We start from the raw sequence: 26,416 nt of genomic DNA, 5'->3' as shown, positions 1-26,416 counted from the left end.
CCCGCCGCAGGCGCCACAACGCCTCCGGGCCGGCCCGGCGCGTTGCCGACCGCACCGGCCAATCCGCAAGCAGGCGCTCCGGCCCGGCCTCCGCTTCCCGGAGGACCCGCGGCACCGACCGTCGTTCCGGGCTCGCCGGCCGCCACCCCGCCGCCCGGCCGGGCGCAGTACGCCCCGCCGACGGTTGCACCGGCCTTCCGGGCCGCGCCAGCCGTCTCGGCACCGCTGCCGGCACCGCCGCGGCGTAACCTGACCCCGCTCGCTGTCGGTGCGGGCTTCGTGGCCGGCGCCGTGGTCGGCGCGACCATCGCGGACCTGCACAACCAGCGTCAGGAGGTCGTCGAAGACGGCCGCACAATCTATACCGAACCGGACCGCATCATCATCCGCGATCCGAGCGGGCAGGAGTACGTTCGCGGCGACGATCTGTATCGCTTCCGCTATGGCGCGCGCGACATCCGCACCGAAACGGTCGGCCGCGAAACCCGCACCATCGTGGTCCGTCCCGACGGCAGCGAGATCATCACCGTGGTCGGTCCGGACGGCCAGTTGCTGCGGCGAATCCGCAGGGATCGCGGCGGGCGCGAGCTCGTGATCATCGACAACAGCTATCGCGATCCGCAGGCGATCGGCGGCTTCTATGTCGACGCGCCGCCGCCGGTGGTGAATATCCCGTACGATCGCTACATCGTCAGTGCGGAGGACGCGTCGCCCGACGTGATCTACGACACCATGGAAGCGCCGCCGGTGGACCGGATCCAGCGACGTTATTCGCTCGAGGAGATCCGCTACAGCCCGAACGTTCGCATGTTGATGCCGTCGATCGACGTCAACACCATCAACTTCGACACGGGATCATGGGCCATCCCGCCTGACCAGGCTGCGAAGCTGCAGGTGATCGCCGACGGCCTCAACCGCGCGATCCAGCGCAACCCGCGCGAGGTGTTCCTGATCGAGGGTCACACCGACGCGGTCGGCAACGACACCGACAATCTGTCGCTGTCGGATCGCCGCGCGCAATCCGCGGCCGAATTGCTGACACAGCAGTTCGGTGTGCCGGCCGAGAACCTGACCTCGCAGGGTTACGGCTCGCAGTACCTCAAGGAGCAGACCGACGGACCGAGCCGCATCAACCGGCGCGTCACCGTCCGCCGTATCACCCCGCTGCTCAATGGCGGCACGGCCTCGGCCGCTCCGCCGCAGTAAGGGGGCGGGATATCGGGAATGCAGATGGCCGGGAGCGATCCCGGCCATTTCTGTTTGCGAGGGGACATCGCATCGAGACTGCGCTGCGGGTGAAGGTCTCTCCGCGACCCCGCCTGCTGCCGCTCGCGCAGTGAAAGCCCTGCACTACATCCGGGCAACAGATCTGTCTTCCCCTTCCCCCTGAAAGGGGGAAGGTCGGGATGGGGGTCAGCCGCGGGCGCTGCTGCAAGCGGAGAGAGCCGATCCCCACCCGCTTTGCTCTGACGAGCAAAGCGACCTCCCCCTTTTCAAGGGGAGGTTGGTGTTCCCTGGCCCGGCGGCCTCACCGCGCCATCTGCTGCGGATCGTAGAAGAAGCGCTCCTCGATCAATTCGTCGCCGCGCCAGGTCTGCCAGGCGACCTCCTCCATGCTGCGGACCTTGCCGTCCTTGCCGGTGAACTCGAACCGCCAGCAGATCGCGGCGCGATCGCCGTCGACGAGCAGCGGTCCGAGCCGCGTGGTCTTGACGCTGGCGACCTGCGCCAGCACCGCGGCCTCGCGCGCGGCGAGCGCCTCGCGGCCGACGCGCCATTCGCCGTCATTCTCCTGGGTGCGGGCATCGGCGGCGTAGAAATTCGTGATCGCGCCGACATGGTCGTTGGATTCCACGGTATCGGCGAAGGCTTGCAGGGTCTTGAGCGAAGGCATGAGGATCTCCCTATTTACCGACTGATGGTCGATATTTACCGACCAGGAGTCGGAAAGTCAATTGGCTTGCCGATGGAACTGCGCTAGACAGTAGGCATGGCAACGCAGGCCGAACGGCGCGAGAAAACCAGGGCTTCGATCATCAAGGCGGCGCGGCGCATCTTCGGCGAACGCGGCTTTGTGGCGACGACGATGGACGACATCGCAGCCGGAGCGCGCGTCGCCAAGGGCGCGATTTATCATCACTTCGCGACCAAGGAGGCGGTGTTCGAGGCAGTGTTCGAGCAGGTCTCGATCGACCTCGTCGCCGATCTCGATCGCATCTCGCGTGCCGAGAACGATCCGCTCGCCGCGATGGCGGCAGGAACGCAAGGCTATTTCGCGGCGTGCTCGAAGGGCCCGACCGGCCAGATCATCCTGCGCGACGGCCCCGCCGTGCTCGGCTGGGAGCGCTGGCGCGAGATCGACGCCAAACATTTCGGCGGCAAGTTTCCGCACGCGCTGGCTGCGGCGATGGAGGCCGGCGTGATCGCGAAGCAGCCGATCGAGCCGTTGGCGCGGCTGTTGCTCGGTGCGGTGACGGAAGCTGCGGTTGCGGTGTCCGGCGGACCCGACATCGGCAAGGCCGGCACCGACTACGCGCGCGCGTTCCGTTCGCTGCTGGATGCGCTCAGGATGAGGTCGGACACAAATCCCTCCGCGCGTCGTCCCGGCGAAAGCCGGGACCCATAACCGCAGGGTGGAGTTGTCACGAAGGCCGCGGCCGCAGCGTTGCACGACAATTGACGGTCGTGGTTATGGGTCCCGGGTCAAGCCCGGGACGACAGCGAGTTTGTATCGGCCGCTCGCGATACTAGTCCTTGTCGTTCTCAAGCCGAAACATCTGCGAGCCGTCGCCGCTCGAAAGCAGGCCGGTCTTGCCGTAGAGCCCGAGCTTGGCGCGGGTGTCGGCGATATCGAGGTTGCGCATCGTGAGCTGGCCGATGCGGTCGGCCGGCGTGAACGGTGCGTCCTCGACCTTCTCCATGCTGAGCCGCTCCGGCGCATAGGTCAGGTTCGGGCTCTCGGTGTTCAGGATCGAATAGTCGTTGCCGCGGCGCAGCTCGAGCGTCACTTCGCCGGTGACGGCGCGCGCCACCCAGCGCTGCGCGGTCTCGCGCAGCATCAGCGCCTGTGAATCGAACCAGCGGCCCTGGTAGAGCAGACGGCCGAGCCGCATGCCGCTGATGCGGTACTGCTCGATCGTATCCTCGTTGTGGATGCCGGTGACCATCCGCTCATAGGCGATGTGCAGCAGCGCCATGCCGGGCGCCTCGTAGATGCCGCGGCTCTTGGCCTCGATGATGCGGTTCTCGATCTGGTCGCTCATGCCGAGACCGTGGCGGCCGCCGATCGCATTGGCCTCGAGGAACAGCGCGACCGGATCGGCAAACGTCTTGCCGTTCAGCGCGACCGGCTGGCCCTCCTCGAAACGCACGACGACCTTCTCCGCCTTCACATCGCAATCGGCGCGCCAGAACGGCACGCCCATGATCGGATTGACGATGGTGATGCCGCTGTTGAGCTGCTCGAGATCCTTCGCCTCATGCGTGGCGCCCAGCAGATTGCTGTCGGTCGAATAGGCCTTCTCGGCGCTCATCTTGTAGGCGAAGCCGTGCGCCGTCATGAACGCCGACATTTCGGCGCGGCCGCCGAGCTCGTCGATGAACTGCTGGTCGAGCCAGGGCTTGTAGATGCGTAAGGACGGATTGGTCAGCAGGCCGTAGCGATAGAAGCGCTCGATATCGTTGCCCTTGAAGGTCGAGCCGTCGCCCCAGATGTTGACGCCATCCTCCTGCATGGCGGCGACCAGCATCGTGCCGGTGACAGCGCGGCCGAGCGGGGTGGTGTTGAAATAGGTGATGCCGCCGGTCGAGATGTGGAAGGCCCCGGACTGGATCGCGGCGATGCCTTCATGGACCAGCTGCCTGCGGCAATCGACCAGGCGGGCCTTCTCGGCGCCGAAGTCCATCGCCTTGCGCGGGATCGCGTCGTAGTCGGCCTCGTCGGGTTGACCGAGATTGGCGGTGTAGGCGAAGACCTTGGCGCCTTTCAGCTTCATCCAGAGCAGCGCCGCCGAGGTGTCGAGCCCGCCCGAGAACGCGATGCCGACTTTCTCGCCGGTGGGCAGGCTTTTCAGAATCGTGCTCATGGAACGGTCCAATCGGTCAAAATCGGTGATGTTTCTGTCTTGAGCATGATCCTTTCGGAAAACCGGCGTCCACTTTTCCGGATCATGCTCGGGTGGCGAATATCAAATTTCGGAAGGCTGGGCACGCCTTTAATCAGGCCTCATGCCGGCTGGATTCGGCCGGGCCGGTCCGGCGCCAGCGCTGCATCAGCCGGTAGCCGGGCATAGCGAGCCGGGTCAGTGCTGCATCGACCTGCTCGTCAGTGAGGCGCGTGGCGGCCCAGCGGTAGATCAGGGCGTAGGTCAGCCAGATCACCAGGAAGGACACCAGGCCGGCAATGGCGACGTCGGTGAAGAAATGGCCGCCGAAGGCCATTCGCAAGCCGCTGGTGACGACGCCGAACACGGTGGCCCCGACATAGGCGAGCGGCCGCCAGGCGGGCGGCGCCAGCGCGGCCGGTGCGTAGGTCCAGAACGCGGTCGCGCCCTCGCCGGAGAAGAATGAGCAGTTGCGCGGGCAGGCGCCGCGCGGATCCCACCACGCGACGAAGGGATGCTCGCCGTTGAACTCGGTCACCGCCACCGGGCGCGGCCGGCCCCAATAGCTCTTGAAGGTGAAATTGGTGAGCACGCCGGCGGAGAGCAGCATCGTGACAAGCAGGAACACCGCCGCGCGGGGCGACATCAGCATCGGCCGGTCCGGCCGGATGAATTTCACCACAACAGCGACGATCGCCGGCAGCACCAGCGCCCAGGCAATCCACATCGCCGCATCGCGCGCGAACGCCGCGAGCCCGTCGGCCTTCAACGGGAAGGTTTTCTGCGCGCCGTCGTAGAACAGCGCCGCCAGTTTCAAGTCGAGCTCGGGATAGATCCCGAACACGAGGCCGATGACGAGCGCAAGCCCAAGCGCGATGACGAGTCCGGTCCGGTTCATGGCGCGCGGTTTAGCCGAGGCGATGCGGCATGGGAAGCTTCACGGCTGCGGCGGAGATTGCGACGGCAGCGGCGGCGGCCGCAGCGGGCGCGGCGGTTCGCGCCACGCGCCGGCGGTGCGGCCGGCGATCAGCCAGTAGACCAGGCCCGCGACGATGCCGGCGCCGGTCATGATCTGCATGTGCCGGTGCACGATGCCATGGAACTGCATGGTATCGGGATCGAACGGGACAAGGCCAAGATAGCAGGCCGCGCCGACCAGCGCGCCGCCGACGGCATAGGCGAGCACGCTCCTGATATAGAAGGCCTCGGTGATCAGCACGATGATCAGCGCCGGCAGCAGCGCGAAACCGGAAATGAAGATGAAGCCGAAGCCGAGCACGATGTTGATCGTGCTCTGGTCGATCTCGGCGCCGAAATCGCTGATCTCGGGATAGAGCACCGCGCCGACCACGATGATGCCTGCCACAAAGCAGGCCATCAGGAAGGCAAAGGCGACGACGAACAGGCGACCAATTAGCGCCATGTTGGTTCCCTGTCATTGCGAGGAGCGAAGCGACGAAGCACGCACGTGCGTCCTCAATCCGTCATCGCCATCGCGCGCAGCGCCTGGCGCTCGCGCGCGGAGAGCTTTTCGGTTTCCGACTTGAGCTGGCCGCAGGCGGCGAGAATGTCGCGGCCGCGCGGCGTGCGCACCGGCGAGGAATAGCCGGCGTTGAAGATGTATTCGGAGAATTTCTCGATCTGCTCCCAGTCCGAGCATTCATAGGCTGTGCCCGGCCACGGATTGAACGGAATGAGATTGATCTTGGCCGGGATGCCCTTGAGCAGCTTCACCAGGAGTCTCGCATCATCGAGCGAATCGTTGACGCCCTTGAGCATCACATATTCGAAGGTGATGCGCCGCGCGTTCGACGCGCCGGGATAATCGCGGCAGGCCTGCAAGAGTTCGGCGATCGGATATTTGCGGTTGAGCGGCACCAGCTCGTTGCGCAGCTCGTCACGCACCGCATGCAGCGAGATCGCCAGCATCACGCCGATCTCCTCGCCGGTGCGCTTGATGTTCGGCACCACGCCCGAGGTCGACAGCGTGATGCGGCGGCGGGAAATGCCGATGCCTTCATTGTCGCCGACGATCAAGAGCGCATCGCGCACCGCATCGAAATTATAGAGCGGCTCGCCCATCCCCATCATCACGATGTTGGTGACGCGGCGCGATCCGTCCTCGCGATCGGCCCAATCGTTGAGTCGGTCGCGCGCCACCATCACCTGGCCGACGATCTCGCCGGCGGTGAGGTTGCGCACCAGCCGCTGCGTGCCGGTGTGGCAGAACGCGCAGTTCAGCGTGCAGCCGACCTGCGAGGAGACGCACAGCGTGCCGCGATCGGTCTCGGGGATGTAGACGCACTCGACCTCGTGCGGCCGCTCGACCTTGTCACCGCTCGGCAGCCGCAGCAGCCATTTGCGCGTGCCGTCGTTGGAGATCTGCTCGGCGACGACCTCGGGACGGTCGACGGTAAAATGCTTCTCGAGCTCGGCACGCATGTCCTTCGAGACGTTGGTCATCTCGGCGAAGGTCTTGGCGCCGCGGAAATACATCCAGTGCCAGAGCTGCTGGGTGCGCATCTTGCGCTGCGAGGCCTGTATCCCGATCTCGCCGAGGCGATCGGCGATCTCGGCCCGCGACAGCCCGATCAGCGACGGCCTGGCCGGCGGCACATAGGTCTCAAGCGGAACCTTTTCGACCAGCGCACTGGCGCCGGGCACGGCTTGGGTGGTCAGGGTGTCGGTCATGAAACCTCAAATAGGCCTTCCAGCCGGTGCTGGAAAGCCACCAAATACCTCGATTTTGCGTCTTCTCGAACGCCGGCCTAGCGCCTTATCGGTTCTGATTGAATCAGAACCGAAGCTCTAGATTCTTTGTTTTGACGCGTTTTCTTCACGCGAACCGGTGTCCACTTCGCTCGAAAACGCTTTAGCGCCGGCAATCCTGCGCCAGCCGGTCGAGCGCCTGCGACAGGCCCTTCAGCGAGAACGTATCGGTCGTCTCGGTGCCCTTGGCCGAGATGGCCTTCACCGTCGCCTCACCCGATTTGCGCATGGCTTCCACCATCCGCTCCTCCTCAGCAGCGTTCTTGATCCAGAGGCCGTCGCCCTGCGTGTACATCGCATAAGTACCGCCGCCGACCTGGAGCGTCGATTCGGAGCCCGGCTTCACCGAATAGCCGATCATGACCGAGACCTCGTTGACGACCTTTTCCGCCGGGCGGGTCGAGACGAAGGCGTAGGCCGGATCGCGCGGCCTGTTCGGCGGGTTGGTCTTCGACGACGACGGCTTGGCCAGCGCGAAGCAGACCTTCTTGCCGTTCGGCGATGCCGTATAGGCGCCCCAGGTGCCGAACTGGCCGATCAGTGTCGGTTCCGCGCCGCCTGCGGCAGCCNCTGGCGACGCCGCGGGCTTGGCGGCCTCCCTCCTCGGCGCAGCCTGCACCGGCGCAAGCGAGATGATCGCGCATGCCACGCCCCCGGCAACCAATGATGTCAGAATCTGCCGCACGGCCAATTGGTTCCCCCATCATTGTGACTGGAAGATGGCCCGGCGATTCCCCGTCCGCCGGCTCGGATGGATAACCGGGAAACGGTTTTTTGGGAAGGCGGATACGCCGCGACACGAGCGCCGCGACGTCCACATGGCGTGTTATCCCTTGTTATCCCTTGGCGCGCGCCGCGCGCTGCTTTTCCCACTGCTCGTCGGTCCATTGCAGCAGGTCCTCGGCGCCGGAACTGCGCAAGTGAGAGCCGCCGTCCTGCACCACCATCTCGCCATTGATGTAGCCGGCCTGATCGGAGATCAGGAAGCTCGCAAGGTTGGCGAGCTCTGAATGCTCGCCTGCGCGGCCGAGCGGATTGCGATGCGCCCAGGTCTCGCCGCGGCCCTCGGGACGCAACTGTCCAGTCGCACCCGGGGTCGGGAACGCACCAGGCGCGATCGCCACCGTGCGGATGCCCTTCGGACCCCATTCGACCGCGAGGCTCTTGGTCATCGCCAGTACCGCGGTCTTGGCCATCGACGATGGCACGGTGAAGGCGCGGCCGGTGATGGTCGAGGTCGAGAGAATCGAGAGCACCACGCCCTTGTGCTTGCCTTCGATCCAGCGGCGGCCGGCGGCGAGCGTGCAGTACATCGTGCCATGCAGCGTCGGCGCAAGGATCGCGTCCGCCGCACGGAATGACAGATGTTCACTCTGCGCGATGAAGGTTGCGGCAGCATTGTTGACGAGTATGTCGATCGGCGCTTCCCGCCAGATCTGGTCCATCATCGCCTCGACCGCGGCGCCATCGCGAATGTCGCATCGCGCGGTGGAGACTTTACCGCCGAATTCGCTGCGGAATTTCGTTGCGGTTTCCTCCAGCAATTCCAGCCTCCGTCCGCAAATGATCAGTTCGGCGCCAAGCTCGGCAAAGCGGTGGCCCATGGCAGCGCCGAGGCCGGAGCCGCCGCCGGTGATCAGGATGCGTTTTTTCGCCAGCAGGCCTTTTTCAAACATAGTTTGATCCTCCGCATTGTATTGTCGCTTTGCCTCAAATCCGGCATGAAGCTTTCAGCCTCTTTGTGCGTCCGAAAATCAGGTGTGTCCATGAAAGCCATCCTCTGCTCGCAATACTGTCAACCCGACGATCTCGTGCTGGCTGACGTGCCGGATCCCGTGGCCGGTCCCGGCGAGGCCGTGATCGCGATCAAGGCGGCGGCGCTGAACTTCTTCGACATCCTGATGATCCAGGGCAAGTACCAGATCAAGCCGCCGTTCCCGTTCTCACCGGCCGCTGAGGTCGCCGGCGTGATCGAGAGCGTCGGTGCAGGCGTCACCGATCTCAAGCCCGGCGATCGCGTCGTCGCGTCCTGCGGCCACAACGGCGCGCGCGACAAGATCGCGTTGCCCGCGAATACGATCGTGAAGATCCCCGACAATCTCGACTATGACCGCGCTGCCGGCATCATCATCATCTACGGTACCGCGCTGCATGCGCTGGAAGATCGCGCGAGCCCGAAGCCGGGCGAGACGCTCGCGGTGCTCGGCGCTGCCGGCGGCACCGGACTTGCGGCGTGCGAACTCGGCAAGTTGATGGGCCTGAAGGTGATCGCCTGCGCCTCGTCGGACGAGAAGCTCGCATTCGCCAAGCAGCACGGCGCCGAGCTGACGCTGAACTACGCGACAGAGGATCTGAAGGAAGGCCTGCGCAAGCTGACCGGCGGCAAGGGCGCCGACATCGTGTTTGATCCGGTCGGCGGTTCTTACGCCGAAGCCGCGCTGCGCTCGACCGCGTGGGAAGGCCGCTTCCTGGTCATCGGCTTTGCGGCCGGCGAGATCCCGAAGATCCCGCTCAACCTCGCACTGCTGAAGGGTTGCGATATCCGCGGCGTGTTCTGGGGCGCATGGGCGCGGCAGAATCCGGAGAAGAACCGCAAGAACCTCGAGAAGCTCGTGCAGTGGACCGCGGAGGGCAAGATCTCCTCGCATGTCGACCGCACCTTCCCGCTGTCGCAGACCGCTGAAGCCCTCAAGGTGCTCGCCGGCCGCAAGGCGATGGGCAAAGTGATCCTGCATCCGGGAAGCTGAGTGCGCCAGATATCCGTGCGCGTCTCAGTATCACCGTCATGCTGAGGAGGCCGCGCAGCGGCCGTCTCGAAGCACGACGGCCCGGGACCGGGCCGTGCATCCTTCGAGGCTAGCAGCGCTCACGCCTCGTTCAGCGTTGCCCGCTTCAGTGCGGCGCGTGCGGCGTCGCGATGCTCGGGCGTGATGTGGCTTGCCACCAGGCGGATCGCGGTTGCGAGGACTGCGGCATCATCGGTGAAACCGAGCACCGGCAGCATGTCGGGAATGAAGTCGAACGGCAGGATGAAATAAGCGATCGCGCCGAGCAGGGTCGCCTGCACATGGCGCGGTGTCTCGCGGTCGAAGGCGCAGTAATAGGCGGCGAGCAGATCTTCTGCGAAAGGCAGCCGCGCCACCACCTTCTTGAACTTGATCCAGAAGCGACGACGCACGCTTTCGCGGTCCTGCGCCAGCCGGTCGGCAGGCTCAAATCCCACGCTGTGTTCAGTCGTTGCCATCGCCAGGTTCCTCGATGCCGCGCAACAGTCCGGCGGCGGCCGCTGCGAATCTGGGGATGTGGGGCGACTGACGCAAGGTTCCGCGCCGGGCCTCCTCACCGCGAGGTGCTGATGAGGTCAGCTGACCCCGAGTTGCCTTGCCATCGCGTTCATGGCCTTGGCGAGGTCTATGTCGCGCTTGGTCACCCCGCCGACCTCGTGGGTCGCCAGCACGACCTCGACCGTCTTGTAGACGTTCTTCCATTCCGGGTGATGATCGTTCTTCTCCGCGACCAAAGCGACACGGGCCATGAAGCCGAATGCTTCGTTGAAGTCCTTGAATACGAAGGTCTTCGTGATGGCCTCGCGGCCTGGCATCTCTGCCCAGCCGGCCAATTCCCAGAGCGCGGCCTTCCTTGCTTCCGTAGACAGCAACTCCACCATGGCACCCCTCCTGTTTGGCTCCAACCTTAGCCTAACAACCGGCCCGCGGGATGGGATCCACGCCAAAATTAAGGCCGAAATCGCGTCCTATTGCCGCTGGTAACCATGACGGAGATGTAACGTCAGCCGGCTGCGGATTTTGCTACAATTCGCGCGTGTATGCGCGCTGGCACTTTTGAGCCCCAGACGTTTATTTGCGAGATCGATGACCAACGGCCCCGCCGACATATTGCCCAAGCCGCGCCGTACCGCGCGGCAGCGGCTGATGTTCGTTTTGATCGCGGGTGTACTGGCCATCGTCGGCACGCTGACCGCAGGCTATTATTTCGCGGTGCGCCCCGTGACGTTGCGCATCGCGGTCGGCCCGCCCAACAGCGAGGACCTCAAGCTCGTGCAGACGCTGGCGCAGGCCTTCAACAACCAGCAGCATAGCCAGGTCAAGCTTCGCCCGGTGCAGACCGACGGCGCACCGGCGAGCGCGCAGACACTCGCCGACGGCAAGGCCGACCTCGCCATCATCCGCGGCGATCTCGAGGTGCCGAAGAACGCACAAGCCGTCGCGACGCTGCGCAAGAACATCGTGGTGATGTGGGTTCCGCCCACGGCGAAGGGCAAACGCCGGAAGGCTCCGAAGATCACCAAGATCGCGCAGCTCGCCGGTCGCAAGATCGGCGTCGTCGGCCGCACCCAGGCCAACGTCAATCTGCTGAAGATGATTCTGCTGCAATATGGCGTCGACCCGATGAAGGTCGACATCGTCCAGTTCCCGGTCAATGAAGCCGTCGAGGCGATCCGCAACCAGAAGGCCGACGCCTATCTCGCCGCAGGTCCCGCCAACAGCAAGATCACGATCGATGCGATCGCGGCATCGGCCCACGAGGGCAACGAACCGACCTTCCTGCCCATCGACGCCTCCGAGGCGATCGCGCAGAACCATCCGGCCTATGAAGCCGCGGAAATCCCCGCCGGCTCGCTCGGCTCCGCCGAACGGCCCGACGACGAGGTCAAGACGATCAGCTTCTCGCATCACATCGTCGCCCGCAAAGGCCTGTCGGAATCGACGGTGGCGGCGTTCACGCGGCAATTGTTCTCGATCCGGCAGTCGCTCAAGAGCGACTTTCCGCTGGCGGCCAAGATCGAGACACCCGATACCGACAAGGACGCCGTCATCCCGGTGCATCCCGGTGCCGCCGCCTTCGTCGACGGCGAGGAAAAGACCTTCCTCGACCGCTACAGCGACTACATCTGGTGGAGCCTGATGGCGCTGTCGGCGATGGGCTCGGCCGGAGCGTGGTTCGCCGGCTATCTCAAGCAGGACGAACGCAATACCAACACCTCGCAGCGCGATCGGCTGCTGGAGATGCTGAAGGCCGCGCGCCGCAGCGACTCCACCGACGAGCTCGACCAGATGCAGTCGGAAGCCGACGAGATCCTGCGCGATACGCTGGTCTGCTTCGAGCATGGCGCGATCGAAGAGGGTACGCTGACCGCATTCAACATCGCGCTCGAGCAGTTCCACAACGCGGTCGCCGATCGCAAGGCACTCTTGATGAGCATGCCGCAGAATCTGCAGCGCGCCGCAACGCAGTTCCGCGCGGCGGGTTCGGCGTAGGTCCATCCGCGAGCTCCCTTCGTCTCTCCGGCTTGCGGGGTCGAGACGGCCAAGCTCGCTCTTAGGCCGACGCGCTCGGCAGCGCTCTTGCGCGCCAGAGCGCGGCGGGTGGGGTCTTTCCAAACGAAGGCTCCAATTTGCGGCGACACCCCCCACCCCTCTCTCCCCCGCGAGCAGGAGAGGGAGCCCGGCATGAGCGCTCACCTTACAAAGCGCGAACCGAAGTTTCCGCACACCAATGTCTCTCGGCCTTCGGTCGCCTGTAATCTCTCCGTCATAGAACTTTTCTAGGTCTGTGCACGCTTGCGGCGCAGTGTCGCGTTCTGTTCCTGGAGGCCCCCATGACGATCCGGTTCTCACGCAAGATTTCCCGCCGGCGCTTTCTTTCATCTGCGGCTGCGACCGGGGCAGGCCTCATTGCGATGCCTTATTTGTCCCGCGCCGCCGACCGGCCGGCGGTCACCCATGGCGTGCAGTCCGGCGATGTAGGCGTCGATGGCGGCGTGGTGTGGGCCCGGACTGACCGCCCGGCGCAGATGATGGTCGAAGTCGCGACCACGGAATCGTTCAAGGATGCGCGCACGCTGCCGCCGATCGCGGCGCTGCCGGAAAGCGACTTCACCGCCAAGATGCTGCTGGAGAACCTGCCGTCGGGCCAGGACATCTTCTATCGCGTCCGCTTCCGCGATCTTTCCCATATCGATATTGCCGGCGAGCCGGTGGTCGGCCGCTTCCGCACCGCGCCGAGCGATCGCCGCGACGTCTCCTTCGTCTGGGGCGGCGACGTTGCCGGCCAGGGCTGGGGCATCAATCCCGATGACGGTGGCATGGTCACCTTCGCCGCGATGAAGAAGCATAGGCCGGACTTCCTGCTGCATTCCGGCGACACCATCTATGCCGACGGCGTGATAACCTCGGAAGTGAAGCTTCCGGACGGCAAGCTCTGGAAGAACATCACGGTCCCGGAGAAGGCCAAGGTCGCCGAGACGCTCGACGAGTATCGCGCCGCGCACAAGTACAATTTCCTCGACGACAATGTGCGGGCCTTCAATGCCGAGGTGCCGATCTTCGTGCAGTGGGACGACCACGAGGTGACCAACAACTGGTCGCTGTCGAAGCAGCTACCGGCCGCCTACAAGGTTCGCGACATCACGCTGCTTGCGGCGCGTGCTGCCCAGGCCTTCCACGAGATGTATCCGATGCGCGAGAGCATCGTCGAGCCGGGCCGCGTCTATCGCACGCTGAGCTACGGCCCCCACCTCGACGTCTTCATGCTCGACGAGCGCAGCTATCGCGGCCCGAACGGCCCGAACCTGCAGGAGAGCTACGGCCCCGACGCCTATTTCATCGGGCCCGACCAGCTCGCGTGGTTGAAGCGCGGCCTGCTCAACTCGCGCGCCACCTGGAAGGTGATCGCCTCCGACATGCCGCTCTCGCTGATCGTCTATGACGATGCGGCCAACAAGAAGGGCTCGGAAGCCTTCTCCCAGGGTGACGGCCCGGCGCGCGGCCGCGAGCTCGAGATTGCCGATATCCTGCGCTTCATCAAGACATCAGGCGTCGTCAACACGGTGTGGCTGACCGCCGACGTGCACTACGCCGCTGCGCACTACTACAACCCGAACAAGGCGCAGTTCCAGGAGTTCGATCCGTTCTGGGAATTCGTCTCCGGTCCGCTGCATGCCGGCACGTTCGGCCCGAACGAGCTCGACAACACGTTCGGCCCGGAAGTGAAGTTCGTGAAGGCGCCGGGCGAAGCGAACCAGAACCTGCCGCCGTCGGCCGGCATGCAGTTCTTCGGTCACGTCAAGATCGACGGCAAGAGCGGACAGATGACGGTGGCCCTGCGCGACCGCGCCGACGCCGAACTGTGGTCGATCACGCTCGATCCGAAGCCGGTGTAGTCCGGCCGCATCCACTGCGGAACCGTCCCCTTTCGTCGCGCTCCTTGGCCCAAGGCCAGGGGCACCGCGATTGACCGGGGATAGACGTTACCGGCCTCTTCCGGTATCGATGTCGGAGCCATTATGCTGGGGGCCCGGAGGGGCAGGAGCATGAGGCGCTGCGAGTCCGTTCGTGCGCTCGGTGACATCGTTGCGGGATTTCGGCCTCGACGGTTCGTTATCGTCGCGATAGCAGCGTTCGTGCTGCTGCCGATCGAGGTCAGCGATGCCCGCTGGCTGCCGGATTTCTTCAAGTTCCCGTCAAAGCACACTGCAGCGCCAAAGCACGCGAAGTCTGCAAGGCCGGCAAGGCTCGCGAGACACAGAGCCGCGGCGAAGCCCCACCGCACACGGCTCGCCGCCTTGGGACCAGCCATCCTGCCCCGCTCCGCTCTCAAGCCGGCCTCGACACCTTGCGATCCCGCGACCTTCAGGCTGGTTCTCGACGTGGGACATACGGCCGAATCCGAAGGCGCGATGAGCGCTCGCAATGTTGCCGAGTTCGTCTTCAACCTTCGCCTTGCGCGGCTGATCGAGGAGAAGTTGAAGACCGAAGGCTTCACCGAAACCAGACTGCTTGTGACCGAGGGCAAGGCCAGACCCAGCCTCTTCAAACGAGTAGCCGCCGCCAACGGCCTGGACGCGGACCTCTTGCTCTCGATCCACCACGACTCCGTGCCCAACAAATTGCTCGAGGACTGGGAGTTCGAGGGCAAGAAGAGCCATTACAGCGACCGGTTCAGCGGGTATTCCGTCTTCGTCTCCCACGACAATCCGGACTTCAAGACGAGCCTCTCATTCGCCGAACTGATCGGCAAGGAATTGAAAGCGGACGGGCTTCACTATGCCGAACAATACACGCAGCCCATCATGGGTCGCGACCAGCACCCGCTGCTCGACAAGGAAACCGGCGTCTACAGCTATGACGAGCTCATCGTGTTGAGAAAAGCCCGGATGCCCGCCGTGCTGCTGGAAGCAGGCTCGATCATCAATCGGGACGAGGAGCTCGAGATGGACTCGCCGGAACGGCAGAACATGATCGGCAGCGCCGTGGTGGCCGCCGTCAAGGAATTCTGCGAACCGCGACAGGCCATCCTCGGTCCGCTCTGATCGCCCTGTGACGCGCAGCCCGAGCATCCGGTCGACACGCGATCGGATCGGCACCTGCCGATGTCATTCCTGCTTGCCCGCCTTGATCTCCGCGAATTTCGCGCGCGCTTGTTCGAACTTGCCGTTGAAGAGCCACATCGCATCGAGGATTTCGCGGAAGGTTGCAGAAGTTTTCGCCCTGTCGGCGTGGCCGTAAGCGAAGATGCTGTTGTTCCGCAAATATCGCATGATCCTGGCATCGGAAATTCGGTAGCCGACGAGGTTGCCCGACTTGAGTGCGGATCTGGTCGGTGTGGGAATGATCTGGATCAGCTCAAAGACCTTCATCTGATCGATCGGGTCAGGCAGGGCTTTGAGGATCGCCGGGACCTCCGGGAAGATATCCGCGTGTGCATTCATGAGGGCGTCCCGCACGGCTGTCCAGTGATTGAGCCGATGATCCAGATTGCCGATCCGCGCTTCCTCCTTGTCGTCGCGACGGCTCAGCACAGGATCGAGCGCTGCGATTGATTGCTTGATGGCGGCCCACTTCCTTCGACCGTTGCGATCCTCGGACGGACCGGTCTGCAGACTGCCCTTGTAGGTGTTCGAGCGCGCATTTCCGGCATTCTGCTTGCCGCTCGTCTCGGCAAAGAAAAGACCGAGGCTGATGCGGCCCGCGGCAGCGGCATTCGCAGCATCGAGACCTTTGGCTCGCGCAATTGCCGTCCCCAGGTCGGCGACGTCCTTGAATGGGGTATCCGATCGTTGCGCGTTGGCGGGCGGCGCCTCCATGACGTCGAAGAGTTTTCGGTACTCGTCGAACAGCGGCTCGTTGGCGGCGTCGAAATATGCCGGAGGAATTCCGAATCTGTTGGGCTTTCCGATTCTGGACGGAAGCGCGTCGGTGAGATCCTTGTACGCGCTCATCATTTCGACGCGGGCAAGGTAGATGGCCTGTCCCGGTAGATCGGGCAGCGGCTGATGCGAATCGATCTGCGCGCGGCGCTGGCGCAGGATCGACTCGAAGTCTTTCAGGGCGTTCTCGTAGGTCCTGAGTGCGTCCGATTGCTTGCTCGTGAGTGCGACCGGCTCCGCCATGGCTGGAGACACGATGGCGACCAAGGCCAGCGACGCCGCTACGCCGACGATCGCAACCGTTGCGACCGGCGGCGTGTGGAGCAGCCCGAGAGACAACGTCGCTGCGCGTGCGACGGCAAATTTCCTGATCGGCATGACGGCTTCCACGATGCCTGAGCTTTGCCGGATTCGACGTTGGACGGTACTCGACGAACGCGCCGCCCGCGAGGTGGAAGCCCCACCGGCCGCAGCTAACCCAGGCGCGGTGCGATCGTGGTTCCGACACCTGGCGGCAGCGCTCCGGCCAAAATCGCGCCGGAGCGCCCGCAAAATCCACGGTTCCGGCCCGAAATTCGGTCACCCGAACCGCCAACAAATCATTGTTTTTTGGCGATTTCTGACTATATTGCGCCGCAACGCAGTAGGTGCCCGGTCCATTGGCCGGGCTTCCTTTTTGGGGTGATGCGTCCCCGTCAAATTTCTTAGGTATGAGCGTGATCCGGGCCCGGATGGGCTACGTCTGCGAGCGGCCGGCCCCGATGGTCCGGCGAGATCGCGCTCACGACCCTATGCACGACCAGAAGAAGAGCCATGAACCTTCGTAACGTCGCCATCATCGCCCACGTCGACCACGGCAAGACCACCCTCGTCGACCGCCTGCTGCAACAATCCGGCACCTTCCGCGAAAACCAGAAGGTGACCGAGCGCGCCATGGACTCCAACGATTTGGAGCGTGAGCGCGGCATCACCATCCTGGCCAAGGCCGCCTCGGTGCAGTGGAAGGACATCCGCGTCAACATCGTCGACACCCCCGGCCATGCCGATTTCGGCGGGGAGGTGGAGCGCATCCTCAACATGGTGGACGGCGCGCTGGTGCTGGTCGACGCCGCCGAAGGCCCGCTGCCGCAGACCAAGTTCGTGGTCTCGAAGGCGCTGAAGATCGGCCTGAAGCCGATCGTCGTGATCAACAAGGTCGACCGCCCCGACGCGCGCCCGACGGAAGTCATCAACGAGGTGTTCGACCTGTTCGCGGCGCTCGATGCCAGCGAGGAGCAGCTCGACTTCCCGATCCTTTACGGATCGGCCAAGCAGGGCTGGATGGCCGAGAGCCCGGAGGGTCCGAAGGACCTCGGCATGCAGCCGCTGTTCGACCTGATCGTGCGCCATGTCGAGCCGCCGAAGGTTGAGGAAGGTCCGTTCCGCATGATCGGCACCATCCTCGAAGCCAACCCCTATCTCGGCCGCATCATCACCGGCCGCATCTCGTCCGGCAGCATCAAGCCGAACCAGCAGGTCAAGGTGCTGGCCGCGGACGGCAAGCTGATCGAAAGCGGCCGTCTGACCAAGATCCTCGCCTTCCGCGGCCTCGAGCGCACCCCGCTCGATGAGGCCGAGGCCGGCGACATCGTCGCGATCGCGGGCCTCACCAAGGGCACCGTCGCAGACACCTTCTGCGATCCCAGCGTCGAGACGCCGCTGCCGGCACAGCCGATCGATCCGCCGACCGTGTCGATGTCGTTCATCGTCAACAACTCGCCGCTCGCCGGCACCGAAGGCGACAAGGTCACGAGCCGCATGATCCGCGACCGCCTGATGCGCGAGGCCGAAGGCAACGTCGCGCTGCGCGTCGTCGAGGCCGCCGACAAGGATTCGATGGAGGTCTCCGGCCGCGGCGAATTGCAGCTCGCGATCCTGATCGAGACCATGCGCCGCGAGGGCTTCGAGCTCTCGGTGTCGCGTCCGCGCGTCGTGCTGCAGAAGGACGAGACCACCGGCGGCTGGCAGGAGCCGATCGAGGAGGTCGTGATCGACGTCGACGAGGAGCATTCCGGCGTCGTCGTGCAGAAGATGAGCGAGCGCAAGGCCGAGATGATCGAGATGCGCCCGTCCGGCGGCAACCGCCTGCGGCTGGTGTTCTACGCGCCGACCCGCGGCCTGATCGGCTACCAGGGCGAACTGCTCACCGACACCCGCGGCACCGCGATCATGAACCGCATCTTCCACGGCTATGCCCCCTACAAGGGCGAGATCCAGGGCCGCCGCAACGGCGTGCTGATCTCGAACGACCAGGGCGAGGCGGTGGCCTATGCGATGTTCAAGCTGGAAGATCGCGGCCCGATGATGATCGAGCCGGGCTGGAAGGTCTACAAGGGCATGATCGTCGGCGAGCACACCCGCGACAACGATCTCGAGATCAACGTGCTCAAGGGCAAGCAGCTCACCAACATCCGCACCACCTCGAAGGACGAGGCGGTGCGCCTGACCCCGCCGATCAAGATGACGCTGGAAAAGGCGCTGGCCTATATCGAGGACGACGAGCTCGTCGAGGTGACGCCGAAGTCGATCCGCCTGCGCAAGAAGCATCTCGACCCGAACGAGCGCAAGCGCGCGGAAAAGGCCAAGGAAGCCGTCGCGTAAGCGGTGGCGTAAGTCCTCTGTCGTGCCCCGGCTTGACCGGGGCACCCAGTACGCCGCGACTCATCGGTTCAACAACGACTGTCTCTGGAATACCGGATCACCCGCATGCGCATGCGCGGGTGATGACAGTTATGCGCGTGTTGACTTTAGGCGCGCTTCCGAACGTGCTAGAGCCGGGGCATGAGTTCCCTTCCCTCCACAGTCGATGTCACCGTTATCGGCGCGGGCGCCGCGGGTCTCGGCGCCGCACATGCGCTGAAGGATTCCGGCCTCTCCACGATGGTGCTGGAAGCCCGCGATCGCCTCGGCGGGAGGGCGCATACGATCCAGGCCGGACCCGACGTGGTGTTCGACGTCGGCTGCGGCTGGCTGCATTCCGCCGACCAGAACAGTTTTGTCGGCATCGCCCAGCAGCTTGGATTCGAAATCAACAGGGACCTGCCGCCGTGGCGTGAACGCGCCTACGGCAAGGCATTCCCGCAGGCCGATCGCGATGCGTTCATGCTTGCGCTCGACGAATTCTACGACCGCATCGAACAAGCCGCACAGGACGGCAAGGACGCCCCTGCCAACATCTATCTCGAACCCGGCAACCGCTGGAATCCGATGATCGATGCGATCTCGACCTATGTGAACGGCTGCGAGCTCGACCAGGCCTCGATCCTCGACATCGACGCCTATGAGGACACCGACATCAATTGGCGGGTGCGGCGCGGCTATGGCGCGCTGATCGCGGCCTATGGCGCGCTGGTGCCGGTCGCGCTGAACTGCGCCGTCAAGCTGATCGATCACTCGGGAAAGCGCGTCCGCATCGCGACCTCGCGCGGCATCATTGAAGCGGACAAGGTGATCGTCACCGTGCCGACCAACCTGATCGCCGACGAAACGATCCGCTTCTCGCCGGCGCTGCCCGGCAAGGTCGATGCCGCGCGCGGCCTGCCGCTCGGCCTCGCCGACAAGGTGACGCTGGCGCTCGCCGATCCCGACGCGTTGCCGAAGGAAGGCAATCTACGCGGCGCCACGATGCGCACCGAGATGGGCACCTATCACATCCGCCCGTTCGGCCAGCCCTGCATCGAAGGCTTCTTCGGCGGCCGATTCGCGCAACAGCTCGAGGACGCCGGCGACGGCGCCATCGCCGTGCACAGCATCGACGAGATCGTCTCCTTCCTCGGCAATGATTTTCGCCGCAAGCTGAAGCCGCTCAGCGAATCCCGCTGGTCGCATGATCCGTTCGCGCGCGGCTCCTATTCGCACGCGTTGCCCGGCCACGCCGACAAGCGCGCCGTGCTGGCCGCGCCGGTCGACGGCCGCCTGTTCTTCGCGGGCGAAGCGACCTCGCCGCATTTCTTCTCGACTGCGCATGGGGCGCGGGACAGTGGAGAGAGGGCGGCGCGGGAAGTGTTGGCGGCATTGCGGAAGTAGCCACACCGTCATTGCGAGCGGAGCGAAGCAATCCATCGGCCCGCACACGCGGATGCATGGATTGCTTCGTCGCTCCGCTCCTCGCAATGACGGTGCAGCTATTCCAACACCCTCGCCCGCATCTCAGCGTCGGGCAGAAAGCACGTCTCGTATTTCCCGAAGATCCGGTAGCGATTACGTGCGATCACGCTATAGACTGCGTCGCGCAGCGGCTTTGGGACCGCGAACAGCACGCGCGTCCAAGCCCATCCCGGCAGATGGCTCAGCACCGTCAGCGCAGCGTCCGATTTCATGTATGCGACGCCACCATGGACCACGGCGTTGGTGTCGGGATCATCAGGGTCGATGCCGAACGCCTTGGCCAGCCGCGAGCCATACTCCGACTGGATCGGCGTGAAGCGAAAGCGGCGCGCGGTGTCACGCGCGATGACGAAGCGGACCCAGCGCGAGCAGAAGATGCAGACGCCATCGTAGAGGATCACGTCGTCGTCGGGCCAGGTGATCATCTTGGTTTCCTTTGACGCGTCTTCTTCACGCGAACCGGTTCCCACTTCGCTTGAAAACGCTATCGACTATCCAGAACGAGCAAAGCGACCAGGTCGCGCAGTACGCGCGATAAAGGCGGCATCGTGTGAGCGATGCGCCATCAGCATGAAGAAAGCGATGCCGGTCCCGGTGCCGAGGATCACGATGGCGCCGAGCACATGGAGATATTTGACCAGAAAGTAGAGCGTCATCGTTTTCCGCTCGCAACACCGCGCGGCGCATTCGGCCGGCAACCTGCGCTGCCGCGGGCCGGACACGTGCGGAAATCCGCGCTCGCACTGGGCCCGGCGAGGGCGGCGTCGGCGAGCCGGCGTAACCGCGTCACGGCGGGATTCCCTTGCAAAATACCGGTGTCGAATCAGTCCGGCGGCGCTTTCCAGGCATCGACATTGTCACAATACACCGCCGTCGCGTCTGGCCTTGTCATGGAGCAGCGAAATCGGCCGCTTGCGTCGGCGTCCTGTCCTCTTTCGAGACAAGTTTTCATGACACTGATGCAAAAAGCGCACACGTTAACCGATAATTAACTATGGACCTTGAAGGCGGCCGCCTGACTTGCTTTGATTACACCATGAGCACAACGCTGATCGAGGTCAGGGCGGCCAAAGCTGCAGATGCGGCTGCGGTGGCGTCTACGCATGACGAAGCCTGGCGCTCGGCGTATCAGGGTATCATCCCGGGCGCCGAACTCGAAAAGCTGGTCAATCGTCGCGGCCCGCAGTGGTGGGACAGCGCGATCCGCAAGGGCAGCCGCGTCAGCGTTCTGGTGTTCGGCGACAGGATCGCCGGCTATGCCAATTACGGCCGCAACCGCGCCCGCAGCCTGCACTTCGAAGGCGAGATCTACGAGCTCTATCTGCGGCCTGAATTCCAGGGCCTCGGCTTCGGCCGACGCCTGTTCACCGCCGCGCGCCGCGATCTCATCCAAAGCGGCCTGAAGACCATGGTGATCTGGGCGCTCTCCGACAACGAGGGGGCAACCGAGTTCTATCGCGCGCTGGGCGGCCGCATGGTGGCGCGCTCCTCCGAGCGGTTCGGGCCGAAGTCGCTCGACAAGGTCGCTTTCGCCTGGGCGAACTGAAAATCCTGCTTCTCTCGCAGCTGCAGCAAGGCTAAAGCAGCCTGAGCGCTTCGTGCGAAGGCCTGCCCGGCCACAAGTCCGGGTTCACGCCGCTTTCGCGCCCTGATAGCGCCAAACAAGAAAATCACACCGTTCTCAACTTCCAAAGACCACGCGGAGCAATCCATGCGTATCGACGCCATATCGACCGGAAAGAATCCGCCCCACGACGTCAACGTCATCATCGAAGTGCCCGTGGGCGGCGAGCCGATCAAATACGAGATGGACAAGGAGGCCGGCACGCTGGTGGTGGACCGCTTCCTCTACACGCCGATGCGCTATCCCGGCAATTACGGCTTCATCCCGCACACGCTGTCCAACGACGGCGATCCCTGCGACGTGCTGGTCATCAACACCCGCGCGATCATCCCGGGTGCGGTGATGAGCGTGCGCCCGGTCGGCGTGCTGCTGATGGAAGACGAGGCCGGCGGCGACGAGAAGATCATCGCGGTGCCGTCATCGAAGCTGACCCAGCGCTACGACAAGGTGAAGAGCTTCAGCGACCTCCCCGACATCACGCTGCAGCAGATCCAGCACTTCTTCGAGCACTACAAGGATCTCGAGAAGGGCAAGTGGGTGAAGGTGCTGCGCTGGGGCGACGCCGACGAAGCCTGCAAGCTGATCCTGGAAGGAATTGAGCGGGCGAAGAAGAAAAAGTAGGCGAGGATCGCAGAGTCCTCCTGTCATTGCGAGCGAAGCGAAGCAATCCATCACACCGCTTGTCGCGTCGTGGATTGCTTCGTCGCTTCGCTCCTCGCAATGACGGCCGAAGTAGTTCGCCCTTTGCTACGCCGCCGGCGCCGGCAGCCCCTGGATCGCGCAGGCGGCACGCAGCGTGTTCACCAGGAGGCACGCGACCGTCATCTGACCGACGCCGCCCGGCACCGGCGTGATCGCGCCGGCAACGTTGAGCGCCTCCTGGAAGGCGACATCGCCGACCAGCTTCGGCTTACCCCCAGGCACCGGAATGCGGTTGATGCCGACATCGATCACGGTCGCGCCCGGCTTCAACCAGTCACCGCGCACCATCTCGGGCCGGCCGACCGCGGCGTAGACCAGATCGGCCTGGGCAACGAGCTTGGGCAGATCGCGCGAGCGCGAATGCGCGATCGTCACCGTCGCGTTCTCGTTCAGCAGCAATTGCACCAGCGGACGGCCGACCAGATTGGAGCGGCCGACCACGATCGCGTTCATGCCCTCGATGGAGGGATGCACGCTCTTGGTCAGGATGATGCAGCCGAGCGGCGTGCAGGGCGACAGCGCGGCTAAGCCGCCCGCGAGCCGTCCGGCATTGTTCGGGTGCAGGCCGTCGACGTCCTTGGCGGGATCGATCGCATTGATGATGGTTTCGGTGTGCAGGGATTTCGGCAGCGGCAGCTGGACCAGGATGCCGTGCACCAGCGGATCGCGGTTGAGGCGGGCGATCAGCGCCAGCAGATCGTCCTGCGAGACATCCGCCGGCAGCTTGTGCTCGAAGGAGGCCATGCCGGCGGCCTGGGTCTGGGTGTGCTTGCTGCGGACATAGACCTCGCTCGCCGGATCGTTGCCGACCAGCACGACGGCGAGCCCGGGCGTGAGCTCGTGGTCGCGCTTGACGCGGGCGACCTCGTCGGCGACGCGGGTGCGCAGCTCGGCGGCAATGGCCTTTCCGTCGATGATCCGGGCAGTCATATCAGTCCTTTTTTGTCTCTCGCGAGGCGGCCAGCTTCCGCAAGGTCTCGCCCAGCCCCTTCGGGTCGCCGTCGACGGCCACCTGCTTCAGCCGCGAGGTGGCGCCGGACAGGATTTTCACCCTGGCTTTGGGCACGCCAAGCGCTTTGGCAAGCAGCTCGGTCACCGCGCGGTTGGCCTCACCGCCATCGGCAATGGCGCGCACCCTCACCTTCACGACCGACCGGCCGTTCGCCAGCGTTTCAATCCCGTCGATGGCGTCGCGGCCGCCGCGCGGCGTCACGCGCACCGCGATGCTGATACCCTCGGTTGAATAGCGCCAAGGGTCCATCAACGGAGGTCCATCGAGAAGGGTCAGATGACGTTGGGATAGATGTAATACATGATCACCCGCTCGATAAACATGATGATCAGGATCACGATGATCGGCGAGATATCGAGCCCGCCCAGATTCGGCATCACGTTGCGAATCGGCCGCAGCACCGGCTCGGTGATCCGGTACAGGAACTCGGCCACCGCGGAGACGAACTGGTTGCGCGTGTTGACCACATTGAAGGCGACCAGCCATGACAGGATCGCGGAAGCGATCAGGAGCCAGACATAGAGGTCAAGGACGATGATGACGATGTCGAGGACGGCGCGCATGTGGTGGGGGCTCGCAGGTAGGACAATCTGCTAGATATCGGTTCATTCCCCCGCAAACAAGGGAACTTGCCCGGCCGCCGGGCCGAAAACCGCAGTTTCACCGTTCTTGACTTGACCTGGGGTGGGACTGTAAATGGCGCCCGACTGTCGGCCGGGACACTCAGCATAACCCGGCCGCGATGGGGCCATAGCTCAGCTGGGAGAGCGCGTCGTTCGCAATGACGAGGTCGGCGGTTCGATCCCGCCTGGCTCCACCACGCTTCGCCCTTCGCCCTTCGGGCTACGCGTGGCGCAGCCACGCAGAGCCCGAAGGGCGAAGCGTGGTGTCCGGCGTAGCCCGCAGGGCGAAGACGGACTGTTTCAAGAGTCTCTTTCCTAGACCTCCAAGAGCTACGCGTGGCGCAGCCACGCAGAGCCGGAAGAGCGAAGCGTGATGTCCGGCGAAGCCCAACCGGCGAAGCCGGACTTTATCTGGCAATTTCCCCCTCACGTCCCCGTAAATCGCGGCGGCCGCTTCTCCACGAAGCTTGCGACGCCCTCCTTGAAATCGTTGCTCTTGAGCGAGATCTGCATCTCGCGGTTGGCGTCGATGGTGGCTTCGGCCAGCGTCTGGAACGGCACGTCGTAGAGCTGGCGCTTGATTGTCGCCATCGCGCTCGGCGAGACGAAATCGGCGAGATCGCGGGCATAGGCGTAGGTTTCCTCGCGCAACCGGTCCGGTGCACAGAGCCGGTTGACGAGGCCGATGCGCAGCGCCTCTTCGGCCGACACGCGTCGCGCGGACATCAGGAGATCGAGCGCGTTGGCATGGCCGACCAGCCGCGGCAGCATCCAGCTGATGCCATGCTCGGCGATCAGGCCGCGACGCGCGAACGCCGTCGTGAACACTGCGGTGTCAGCTGCGAAGCGCAGATCGCAATAGAGCACATGGACCAGGCCGATGCCGGCGGTGGCGCCGTTGAGCATCGCGATGACGGGCTTCCTGATTGCGGGATAATAGGCGTAGCGCGTCTGCCAGTCGGCCCGGCGGTTCATGTCGAACGGAATGCTCTCGCCGCGCCGGACCTCGTTGGGATCAATACCCTTCAGCGCCTCCATGTCGGCGCCGGCGCAGAACCCGCGGCCCGCACCGGTCAGCACGATGACGCGCACATTGTCGTCGTTGGCCGCAGCCTCCATCGCGTGGCGGACATCGCGCTCCATGATCGCGGTCCACGCATTCATGCGATCGGGCCGGTTGAGCGTGATGGTCGCGATCCTGTCGCTGACGTCGTAGAGGATGTGTTCGTAGCTCACGGCGATCTCCCTGTGGTTTTGTCGTTATCGGCGCGCACCGGGATTTTCCGCAGCGGCACCGGCCGTTGCCCACAACACTAACACATCTACAGAAATGAAAAGGCGCAGGCCGCTGCACGCGATATTCCGCGCCGCGGCTATTCTGCGGCTTGCAGCATCACCGTGCGCGGCACGCGCGCGATCCAGCCATCGATGAAATGCTTCAGCCACGCGCGCTCGGCGGCATCGTAGACGGCGCGCTGCGCGAAGTGCAGATCGCGCGGCTGCGCGCCGGGTGAATCCATGCGCACGCAACCGCGCGTGGTCCAGCGATGCATCATCGCGTAGGTGACATCGGGATGGAATTGCAGGCCAAAGGCATTGTCGAACTGGAACGCCTGCGTCGGAAAGTCGTCGCCCGCGGCGAGCAGCTCCGCGCCGTCAGGCAATTGAAATCCTTCGCCGTGCCAGTGGTAGACGCGCGCCGGCCAGTTCGGGCAAAGCGCGCGGCCTGCGTCCGTCGGACTGATCGGATAGTAGCCGACCTCGACGCGCCCTTGCGGATGCGGCGCGACTACGGCACCGAGCTGTCGCGCCAGCATCTGAGCGCCGAGGCAGATGCCCAGGAACGGCCGCTGCTCGCGCAGCGGCACCGCGATCCAGTCGATCTCGCGACGCACGTAATCGTCGGGATCGTTGGCGCTCATCGGGCCGCCGAAGATCACCGCGCCGGCATGTTCATCGAGGGTCTCAGGCAGCGCATCGCCGAAGCGCGGGCGGCGGATATCCAGGGGATACCCCAGCGCGCGCAGGGCGTTGCCGATCCGCCCGGGGGTCGACGTCTCCTGATGCAGCACGATCAGCACGGGTCGCATCGGGATCGGTTCCGGCGTGACCGGGGCCGGCCTTCGATTTGCGAAGGGCACCACGACGCTGGATTGGTCCGACCGGAACGACATCATCTCTGCTTAAGGATTCGGCACGTAAGGCGAGAGCATAGCTAAGTGATTCTTAATATCGTGTGAGCTTGCGCACGCCCGCACGCTCCCGAAG

At 64.5% G+C, this 26,416-nt stretch carries 25 protein-coding genes, 1 tRNA gene and 3 pseudogenes; 11 read left to right on the top strand and 18 right to left on the bottom strand.

What is annotated here, in order from left to right:
• The coding region (locus AS156_RS37880; protein ID WP_245313241.1) for an OmpA family protein at positions 1 to 1,206 on the top strand (1,206 nt) is incomplete at its 5' end.
• A gap of 322 nt (positions 1,207 to 1,528) precedes the next feature.
• On the opposite strand, the gene AS156_RS37875 is transcribed toward AS156_RS37880, so the two are convergent.
• Positions 1,529 to 1,894, bottom strand: a complete 366-nt coding sequence (locus AS156_RS37875) for a nuclear transport factor 2 family protein (RefSeq protein ID WP_066515173.1) — start codon at positions 1,892 to 1,894, stop codon at positions 1,529 to 1,531.
• Between the two features lie 96 nt (positions 1,895 to 1,990).
• Between AS156_RS37875 and AS156_RS37870 the strand changes: the two genes are divergently transcribed.
• Positions 1,991 to 2,626 (top strand): TetR/AcrR family transcriptional regulator, encoded by a 636-nt coding sequence (locus AS156_RS37870; RefSeq protein ID WP_066515171.1) that lies wholly within the window; start codon positions 1,991 to 1,993, stop codon positions 2,624 to 2,626.
• 121 nt (positions 2,627 to 2,747) lie between these two features.
• On the opposite strand, the gene argG is transcribed toward AS156_RS37870, so the two are convergent.
• The 7 genes and pseudogenes from argG to AS156_RS37840 form a co-directional block, all read right to left on the bottom strand.
• Entirely contained in the window at positions 2,748 to 4,085 is a 1,338-nt protein-coding gene (gene argG / locus AS156_RS37865; protein WP_066515169.1) for an argininosuccinate synthase, read from the bottom strand.
• 133 nt (positions 4,086 to 4,218) lie between these two features.
• The gene (locus AS156_RS37860; protein ID WP_066515167.1) at positions 4,219 to 5,001 is read right to left on the bottom strand and encodes a phosphatase PAP2 family protein; all 783 of its coding nucleotides are present in this window, start codon (positions 4,999 to 5,001) and stop codon (positions 4,219 to 4,221) included.
• 39 nt (positions 5,002 to 5,040) lie between these two features.
• Entirely contained in the window at positions 5,041 to 5,526 is a 486-nt protein-coding gene (locus tag AS156_RS37855; protein ID WP_066515165.1) for a hypothetical protein, read from the bottom strand.
• Between the two features lie 53 nt (positions 5,527 to 5,579).
• A complete protein-coding gene (gene rlmN / locus AS156_RS37850; RefSeq protein ID WP_066515163.1) occupies positions 5,580 to 6,794 on the bottom strand; it encodes a dual-specificity RNA methyltransferase RlmN in 1,215 nt (404 codons plus the stop codon).
• Positions 6,795 to 6,975: 181 nt separating this feature from the next.
• Positions 6,976 to 7,441 (bottom strand): annotated as a pseudogene (locus AS156_RS45455) (invasion associated locus B family protein); the annotation flags it as partial.
• A 1-nt stretch (position 7,442) separates the two neighbouring features.
• Positions 7,443 to 7,563, bottom strand: a pseudogene (locus tag AS156_RS46205) (invasion associated locus B family protein); the annotation flags it as partial.
• A gap of 145 nt (positions 7,564 to 7,708) precedes the next feature.
• Positions 7,709 to 8,548 carry an SDR family oxidoreductase gene (locus AS156_RS37840; RefSeq protein WP_066515161.1) on the bottom strand — a complete coding sequence of 280 codons (840 nt, stop codon included), beginning with the start codon at positions 8,546 to 8,548 and terminating at the stop codon, positions 7,709 to 7,711.
• Between the two features lie 90 nt (positions 8,549 to 8,638).
• On the opposite strand from AS156_RS37840, the gene AS156_RS37835 reads away from it, so the two are divergent.
• Complete coding sequence (locus tag AS156_RS37835; protein WP_066515159.1) at positions 8,639 to 9,619, top strand: NADPH:quinone oxidoreductase family protein; 981 nt, start codon at positions 8,639 to 8,641, stop codon at positions 9,617 to 9,619.
• Between the two features lie 119 nt (positions 9,620 to 9,738).
• Here AS156_RS37835 and AS156_RS37830 read toward each other — a convergent pair whose 3' ends face one another.
• Positions 9,739 to 10,116: a YkvA family protein gene (locus tag AS156_RS37830; protein ID WP_066515156.1), complete on the bottom strand. Its 378-nt coding sequence runs from the start codon at positions 10,114 to 10,116 to the stop codon at positions 9,739 to 9,741.
• 117 nt (positions 10,117 to 10,233) lie between these two features.
• Positions 10,234 to 10,539: a 4a-hydroxytetrahydrobiopterin dehydratase gene (locus tag AS156_RS37825; protein ID WP_066515154.1), complete on the bottom strand. Its 306-nt coding sequence runs from the start codon at positions 10,537 to 10,539 to the stop codon at positions 10,234 to 10,236.
• Between the two features lie 265 nt (positions 10,540 to 10,804).
• Here AS156_RS37825 and AS156_RS37820 point away from each other — a divergent pair, with 265 nt between their 5' ends.
• The 3 genes from AS156_RS37820 (at position 10,805) to AS156_RS37810 (ending at position 15,204) form a co-directional block, all read left to right on the top strand.
• On the top strand, positions 10,805 to 12,151 hold the full coding sequence (locus AS156_RS37820) for a TAXI family TRAP transporter solute-binding subunit (protein WP_066515252.1): 1,347 nt from the start codon (positions 10,805 to 10,807) through the stop codon (positions 12,149 to 12,151).
• A gap of 341 nt (positions 12,152 to 12,492) precedes the next feature.
• Entirely contained in the window at positions 12,493 to 14,055 is a 1,563-nt protein-coding gene (locus AS156_RS37815; protein WP_066515152.1) for an alkaline phosphatase D family protein, read from the top strand.
• A 240-nt stretch (positions 14,056 to 14,295) separates the two neighbouring features.
• Positions 14,296 to 15,204 carry an N-acetylmuramoyl-L-alanine amidase family protein gene (locus AS156_RS37810; RefSeq protein WP_430641842.1) on the top strand — a complete coding sequence of 303 codons (909 nt, stop codon included), beginning with the start codon at positions 14,296 to 14,298 and terminating at the stop codon, positions 15,202 to 15,204.
• A gap of 63 nt (positions 15,205 to 15,267) precedes the next feature.
• Here the strand turns inward: AS156_RS37810 and AS156_RS37805 are convergent, their stop codons facing one another.
• A complete protein-coding gene (locus AS156_RS37805; RefSeq protein ID WP_066515149.1) occupies positions 15,268 to 16,419 on the bottom strand; it encodes a hypothetical protein in 1,152 nt (383 codons plus the stop codon).
• 435 nt (positions 16,420 to 16,854) lie between these two features.
• On the opposite strand from AS156_RS37805, the gene typA reads away from it, so the two are divergent.
• Together typA and AS156_RS37795 are read left to right on the top strand one after the other, a co-directional pair.
• Positions 16,855 to 18,681, top strand: coding sequence for a translational GTPase TypA (gene typA, locus AS156_RS37800; protein WP_066515147.1), 1,827 nt, complete (start codon positions 16,855 to 16,857; stop codon positions 18,679 to 18,681).
• Between the two features lie 180 nt (positions 18,682 to 18,861).
• Complete coding sequence (locus tag AS156_RS37795; RefSeq protein WP_066515145.1) at positions 18,862 to 20,106, top strand: flavin monoamine oxidase family protein; 1,245 nt, start codon at positions 18,862 to 18,864, stop codon at positions 20,104 to 20,106.
• Positions 20,107 to 20,204: 98 nt separating this feature from the next.
• Here the strand turns inward: AS156_RS37795 and AS156_RS37790 are convergent, their stop codons facing one another.
• Together AS156_RS37790 and AS156_RS41585 are read right to left on the bottom strand one after the other, a co-directional pair.
• On the bottom strand, positions 20,205 to 20,612 hold the full coding sequence (locus AS156_RS37790; RefSeq protein WP_066515247.1) for a thiol-disulfide oxidoreductase DCC family protein: 408 nt from the start codon (positions 20,610 to 20,612) through the stop codon (positions 20,205 to 20,207).
• 96 nt (positions 20,613 to 20,708) lie between these two features.
• Positions 20,709 to 20,843: pseudogene (locus AS156_RS41585) on the bottom strand (DUF2269 family protein); the annotation flags it as partial.
• Between the two features lie 380 nt (positions 20,844 to 21,223).
• On the opposite strand from AS156_RS41585, the gene AS156_RS37785 reads away from it, so the two are divergent.
• Positions 21,224 to 21,733 (top strand): GNAT family N-acetyltransferase, encoded by a 510-nt coding sequence (locus AS156_RS37785; RefSeq protein ID WP_066515244.1) that lies wholly within the window; start codon positions 21,224 to 21,226, stop codon positions 21,731 to 21,733.
• A 165-nt stretch (positions 21,734 to 21,898) separates the two neighbouring features.
• The gene (gene ppa / locus AS156_RS37780; RefSeq protein ID WP_066515143.1) at positions 21,899 to 22,432 is read left to right on the top strand and encodes an inorganic diphosphatase; all 534 of its coding nucleotides are present in this window, start codon (positions 21,899 to 21,901) and stop codon (positions 22,430 to 22,432) included.
• Between the two features lie 126 nt (positions 22,433 to 22,558).
• Here the strand turns inward: ppa and AS156_RS37775 are convergent, their stop codons facing one another.
• The 3 genes from AS156_RS37775 to AS156_RS37765 are packed head-to-tail and all read right to left on the bottom strand — an operon-like array spanning position 22,559 to position 24,088.
• Complete coding sequence (locus AS156_RS37775) at positions 22,559 to 23,443, bottom strand: bifunctional methylenetetrahydrofolate dehydrogenase/methenyltetrahydrofolate cyclohydrolase (RefSeq protein ID WP_066515140.1); 885 nt, start codon at positions 23,441 to 23,443, stop codon at positions 22,559 to 22,561.
• A gap of 1 nt (position 23,444) precedes the next feature.
• Positions 23,445 to 23,774, bottom strand: a complete 330-nt coding sequence (locus AS156_RS37770; RefSeq protein ID WP_082747951.1) for a DUF167 domain-containing protein — start codon at positions 23,772 to 23,774, stop codon at positions 23,445 to 23,447.
• Positions 23,775 to 23,797: 23 nt separating this feature from the next.
• Positions 23,798 to 24,088, bottom strand: a complete 291-nt coding sequence (locus AS156_RS37765) for a YggT family protein (protein ID WP_066515135.1) — start codon at positions 24,086 to 24,088, stop codon at positions 23,798 to 23,800.
• Positions 24,089 to 24,269: 181 nt separating this feature from the next.
• Between AS156_RS37765 and AS156_RS37760 the strand changes: the two genes are divergently transcribed.
• Positions 24,270 to 24,345 (top strand) — tRNA-Ala (locus tag AS156_RS37760).
• A 229-nt stretch (positions 24,346 to 24,574) separates the two neighbouring features.
• Here the strand turns inward: AS156_RS37760 and AS156_RS37755 are convergent.
• Together AS156_RS37755 and AS156_RS37750 are read right to left on the bottom strand one after the other, a co-directional pair.
• The gene (locus AS156_RS37755) at positions 24,575 to 25,384 is read right to left on the bottom strand and encodes an enoyl-CoA hydratase (protein ID WP_066515134.1); all 810 of its coding nucleotides are present in this window, start codon (positions 25,382 to 25,384) and stop codon (positions 24,575 to 24,577) included.
• Positions 25,385 to 25,521: 137 nt separating this feature from the next.
• Complete coding sequence (locus AS156_RS37750) at positions 25,522 to 26,322, bottom strand: glutamine amidotransferase (protein ID WP_066515234.1); 801 nt, start codon at positions 26,320 to 26,322, stop codon at positions 25,522 to 25,524.
• Between the last annotated feature and the right edge of the window lie 94 nt (positions 26,323 to 26,416).

The sequence above is a fragment of the Bradyrhizobium macuxiense genome (genome assembly GCF_001542415.1).
Taxonomy (GTDB): domain Bacteria; phylum Pseudomonadota; class Alphaproteobacteria; order Rhizobiales; family Xanthobacteraceae; genus Bradyrhizobium; species Bradyrhizobium macuxiense.
Note: the sequence above shows the minus strand (reverse complement) of the source record. Positions and strands in the feature narration are given on the sequence as shown.

Excerpts from the sequence above, each read along its gene's own strand:
- AS156_RS37875 (WP_066515173.1), bottom strand. The coding sequence starts at position 1,894 with ATGCCTTCGCTCAAGACCCTGCAAGCCTTCGCCGATACCGTGGAATCC.
- AS156_RS37870 (WP_066515171.1), top strand. The coding sequence starts at position 1,991 with ATGGCAACGCAGGCCGAACGGCGCGAGAAAACCAGGGCTTCGATCATC.
- argG (WP_066515169.1), bottom strand. The coding sequence starts at position 4,085 with ATGAGCACGATTCTGAAAAGCCTGCCCACCGGCGAGAAAGTCGGCATC.
- AS156_RS37860 (WP_066515167.1), bottom strand. The coding sequence starts at position 5,001 with ATGAACCGGACCGGACTCGTCATCGCGCTTGGGCTTGCGCTCGTCATC.
- AS156_RS37855 (WP_066515165.1), bottom strand. The coding sequence starts at position 5,526 with ATGGCGCTAATTGGTCGCCTGTTCGTCGTCGCCTTTGCCTTCCTGATG.
- rlmN (WP_066515163.1), bottom strand. The coding sequence starts at position 6,794 with ATGACCGACACCCTGACCACCCAAGCCGTGCCCGGCGCCAGTGCGCTG.
- AS156_RS37840 (WP_066515161.1), bottom strand. The coding sequence starts at position 8,548 with ATGTTTGAAAAAGGCCTGCTGGCGAAAAAACGCATCCTGATCACCGGC.
- AS156_RS37835 (WP_066515159.1), top strand. The coding sequence starts at position 8,639 with ATGAAAGCCATCCTCTGCTCGCAATACTGTCAACCCGACGATCTCGTG.
- AS156_RS37830 (WP_066515156.1), bottom strand. The coding sequence starts at position 10,116 with ATGGCAACGACTGAACACAGCGTGGGATTTGAGCCTGCCGACCGGCTG.
- AS156_RS37825 (WP_066515154.1), bottom strand. The coding sequence starts at position 10,539 with ATGGTGGAGTTGCTGTCTACGGAAGCAAGGAAGGCCGCGCTCTGGGAA.
- AS156_RS37820 (WP_066515252.1), top strand. The coding sequence starts at position 10,805 with ATGTTCGTTTTGATCGCGGGTGTACTGGCCATCGTCGGCACGCTGACC.
- AS156_RS37815 (WP_066515152.1), top strand. The coding sequence starts at position 12,493 with ATGACGATCCGGTTCTCACGCAAGATTTCCCGCCGGCGCTTTCTTTCA.
- AS156_RS37805 (WP_066515149.1), bottom strand. The coding sequence starts at position 16,419 with ATGCCGATCAGGAAATTTGCCGTCGCACGCGCAGCGACGTTGTCTCTC.
- typA (WP_066515147.1), top strand. The coding sequence starts at position 16,855 with ATGAACCTTCGTAACGTCGCCATCATCGCCCACGTCGACCACGGCAAG.
- AS156_RS37795 (WP_066515145.1), top strand. The coding sequence starts at position 18,862 with ATGAGTTCCCTTCCCTCCACAGTCGATGTCACCGTTATCGGCGCGGGC.
- AS156_RS37790 (WP_066515247.1), bottom strand. The coding sequence starts at position 20,612 with ATGATCACCTGGCCCGACGACGACGTGATCCTCTACGATGGCGTCTGC.
- AS156_RS37785 (WP_066515244.1), top strand. The coding sequence starts at position 21,224 with ATGAGCACAACGCTGATCGAGGTCAGGGCGGCCAAAGCTGCAGATGCG.
- ppa (WP_066515143.1), top strand. The coding sequence starts at position 21,899 with ATGCGTATCGACGCCATATCGACCGGAAAGAATCCGCCCCACGACGTC.
- AS156_RS37775 (WP_066515140.1), bottom strand. The coding sequence starts at position 23,443 with ATGACTGCCCGGATCATCGACGGAAAGGCCATTGCCGCCGAGCTGCGC.
- AS156_RS37770 (WP_082747951.1), bottom strand. The coding sequence starts at position 23,774 with ATGGACCCTTGGCGCTATTCAACCGAGGGTATCAGCATCGCGGTGCGC.
- AS156_RS37765 (WP_066515135.1), bottom strand. The coding sequence starts at position 24,088 with ATGCGCGCCGTCCTCGACATCGTCATCATCGTCCTTGACCTCTATGTC.
- AS156_RS37750 (WP_066515234.1), bottom strand. The coding sequence starts at position 26,322 with ATGTCGTTCCGGTCGGACCAATCCAGCGTCGTGGTGCCCTTCGCAAAT.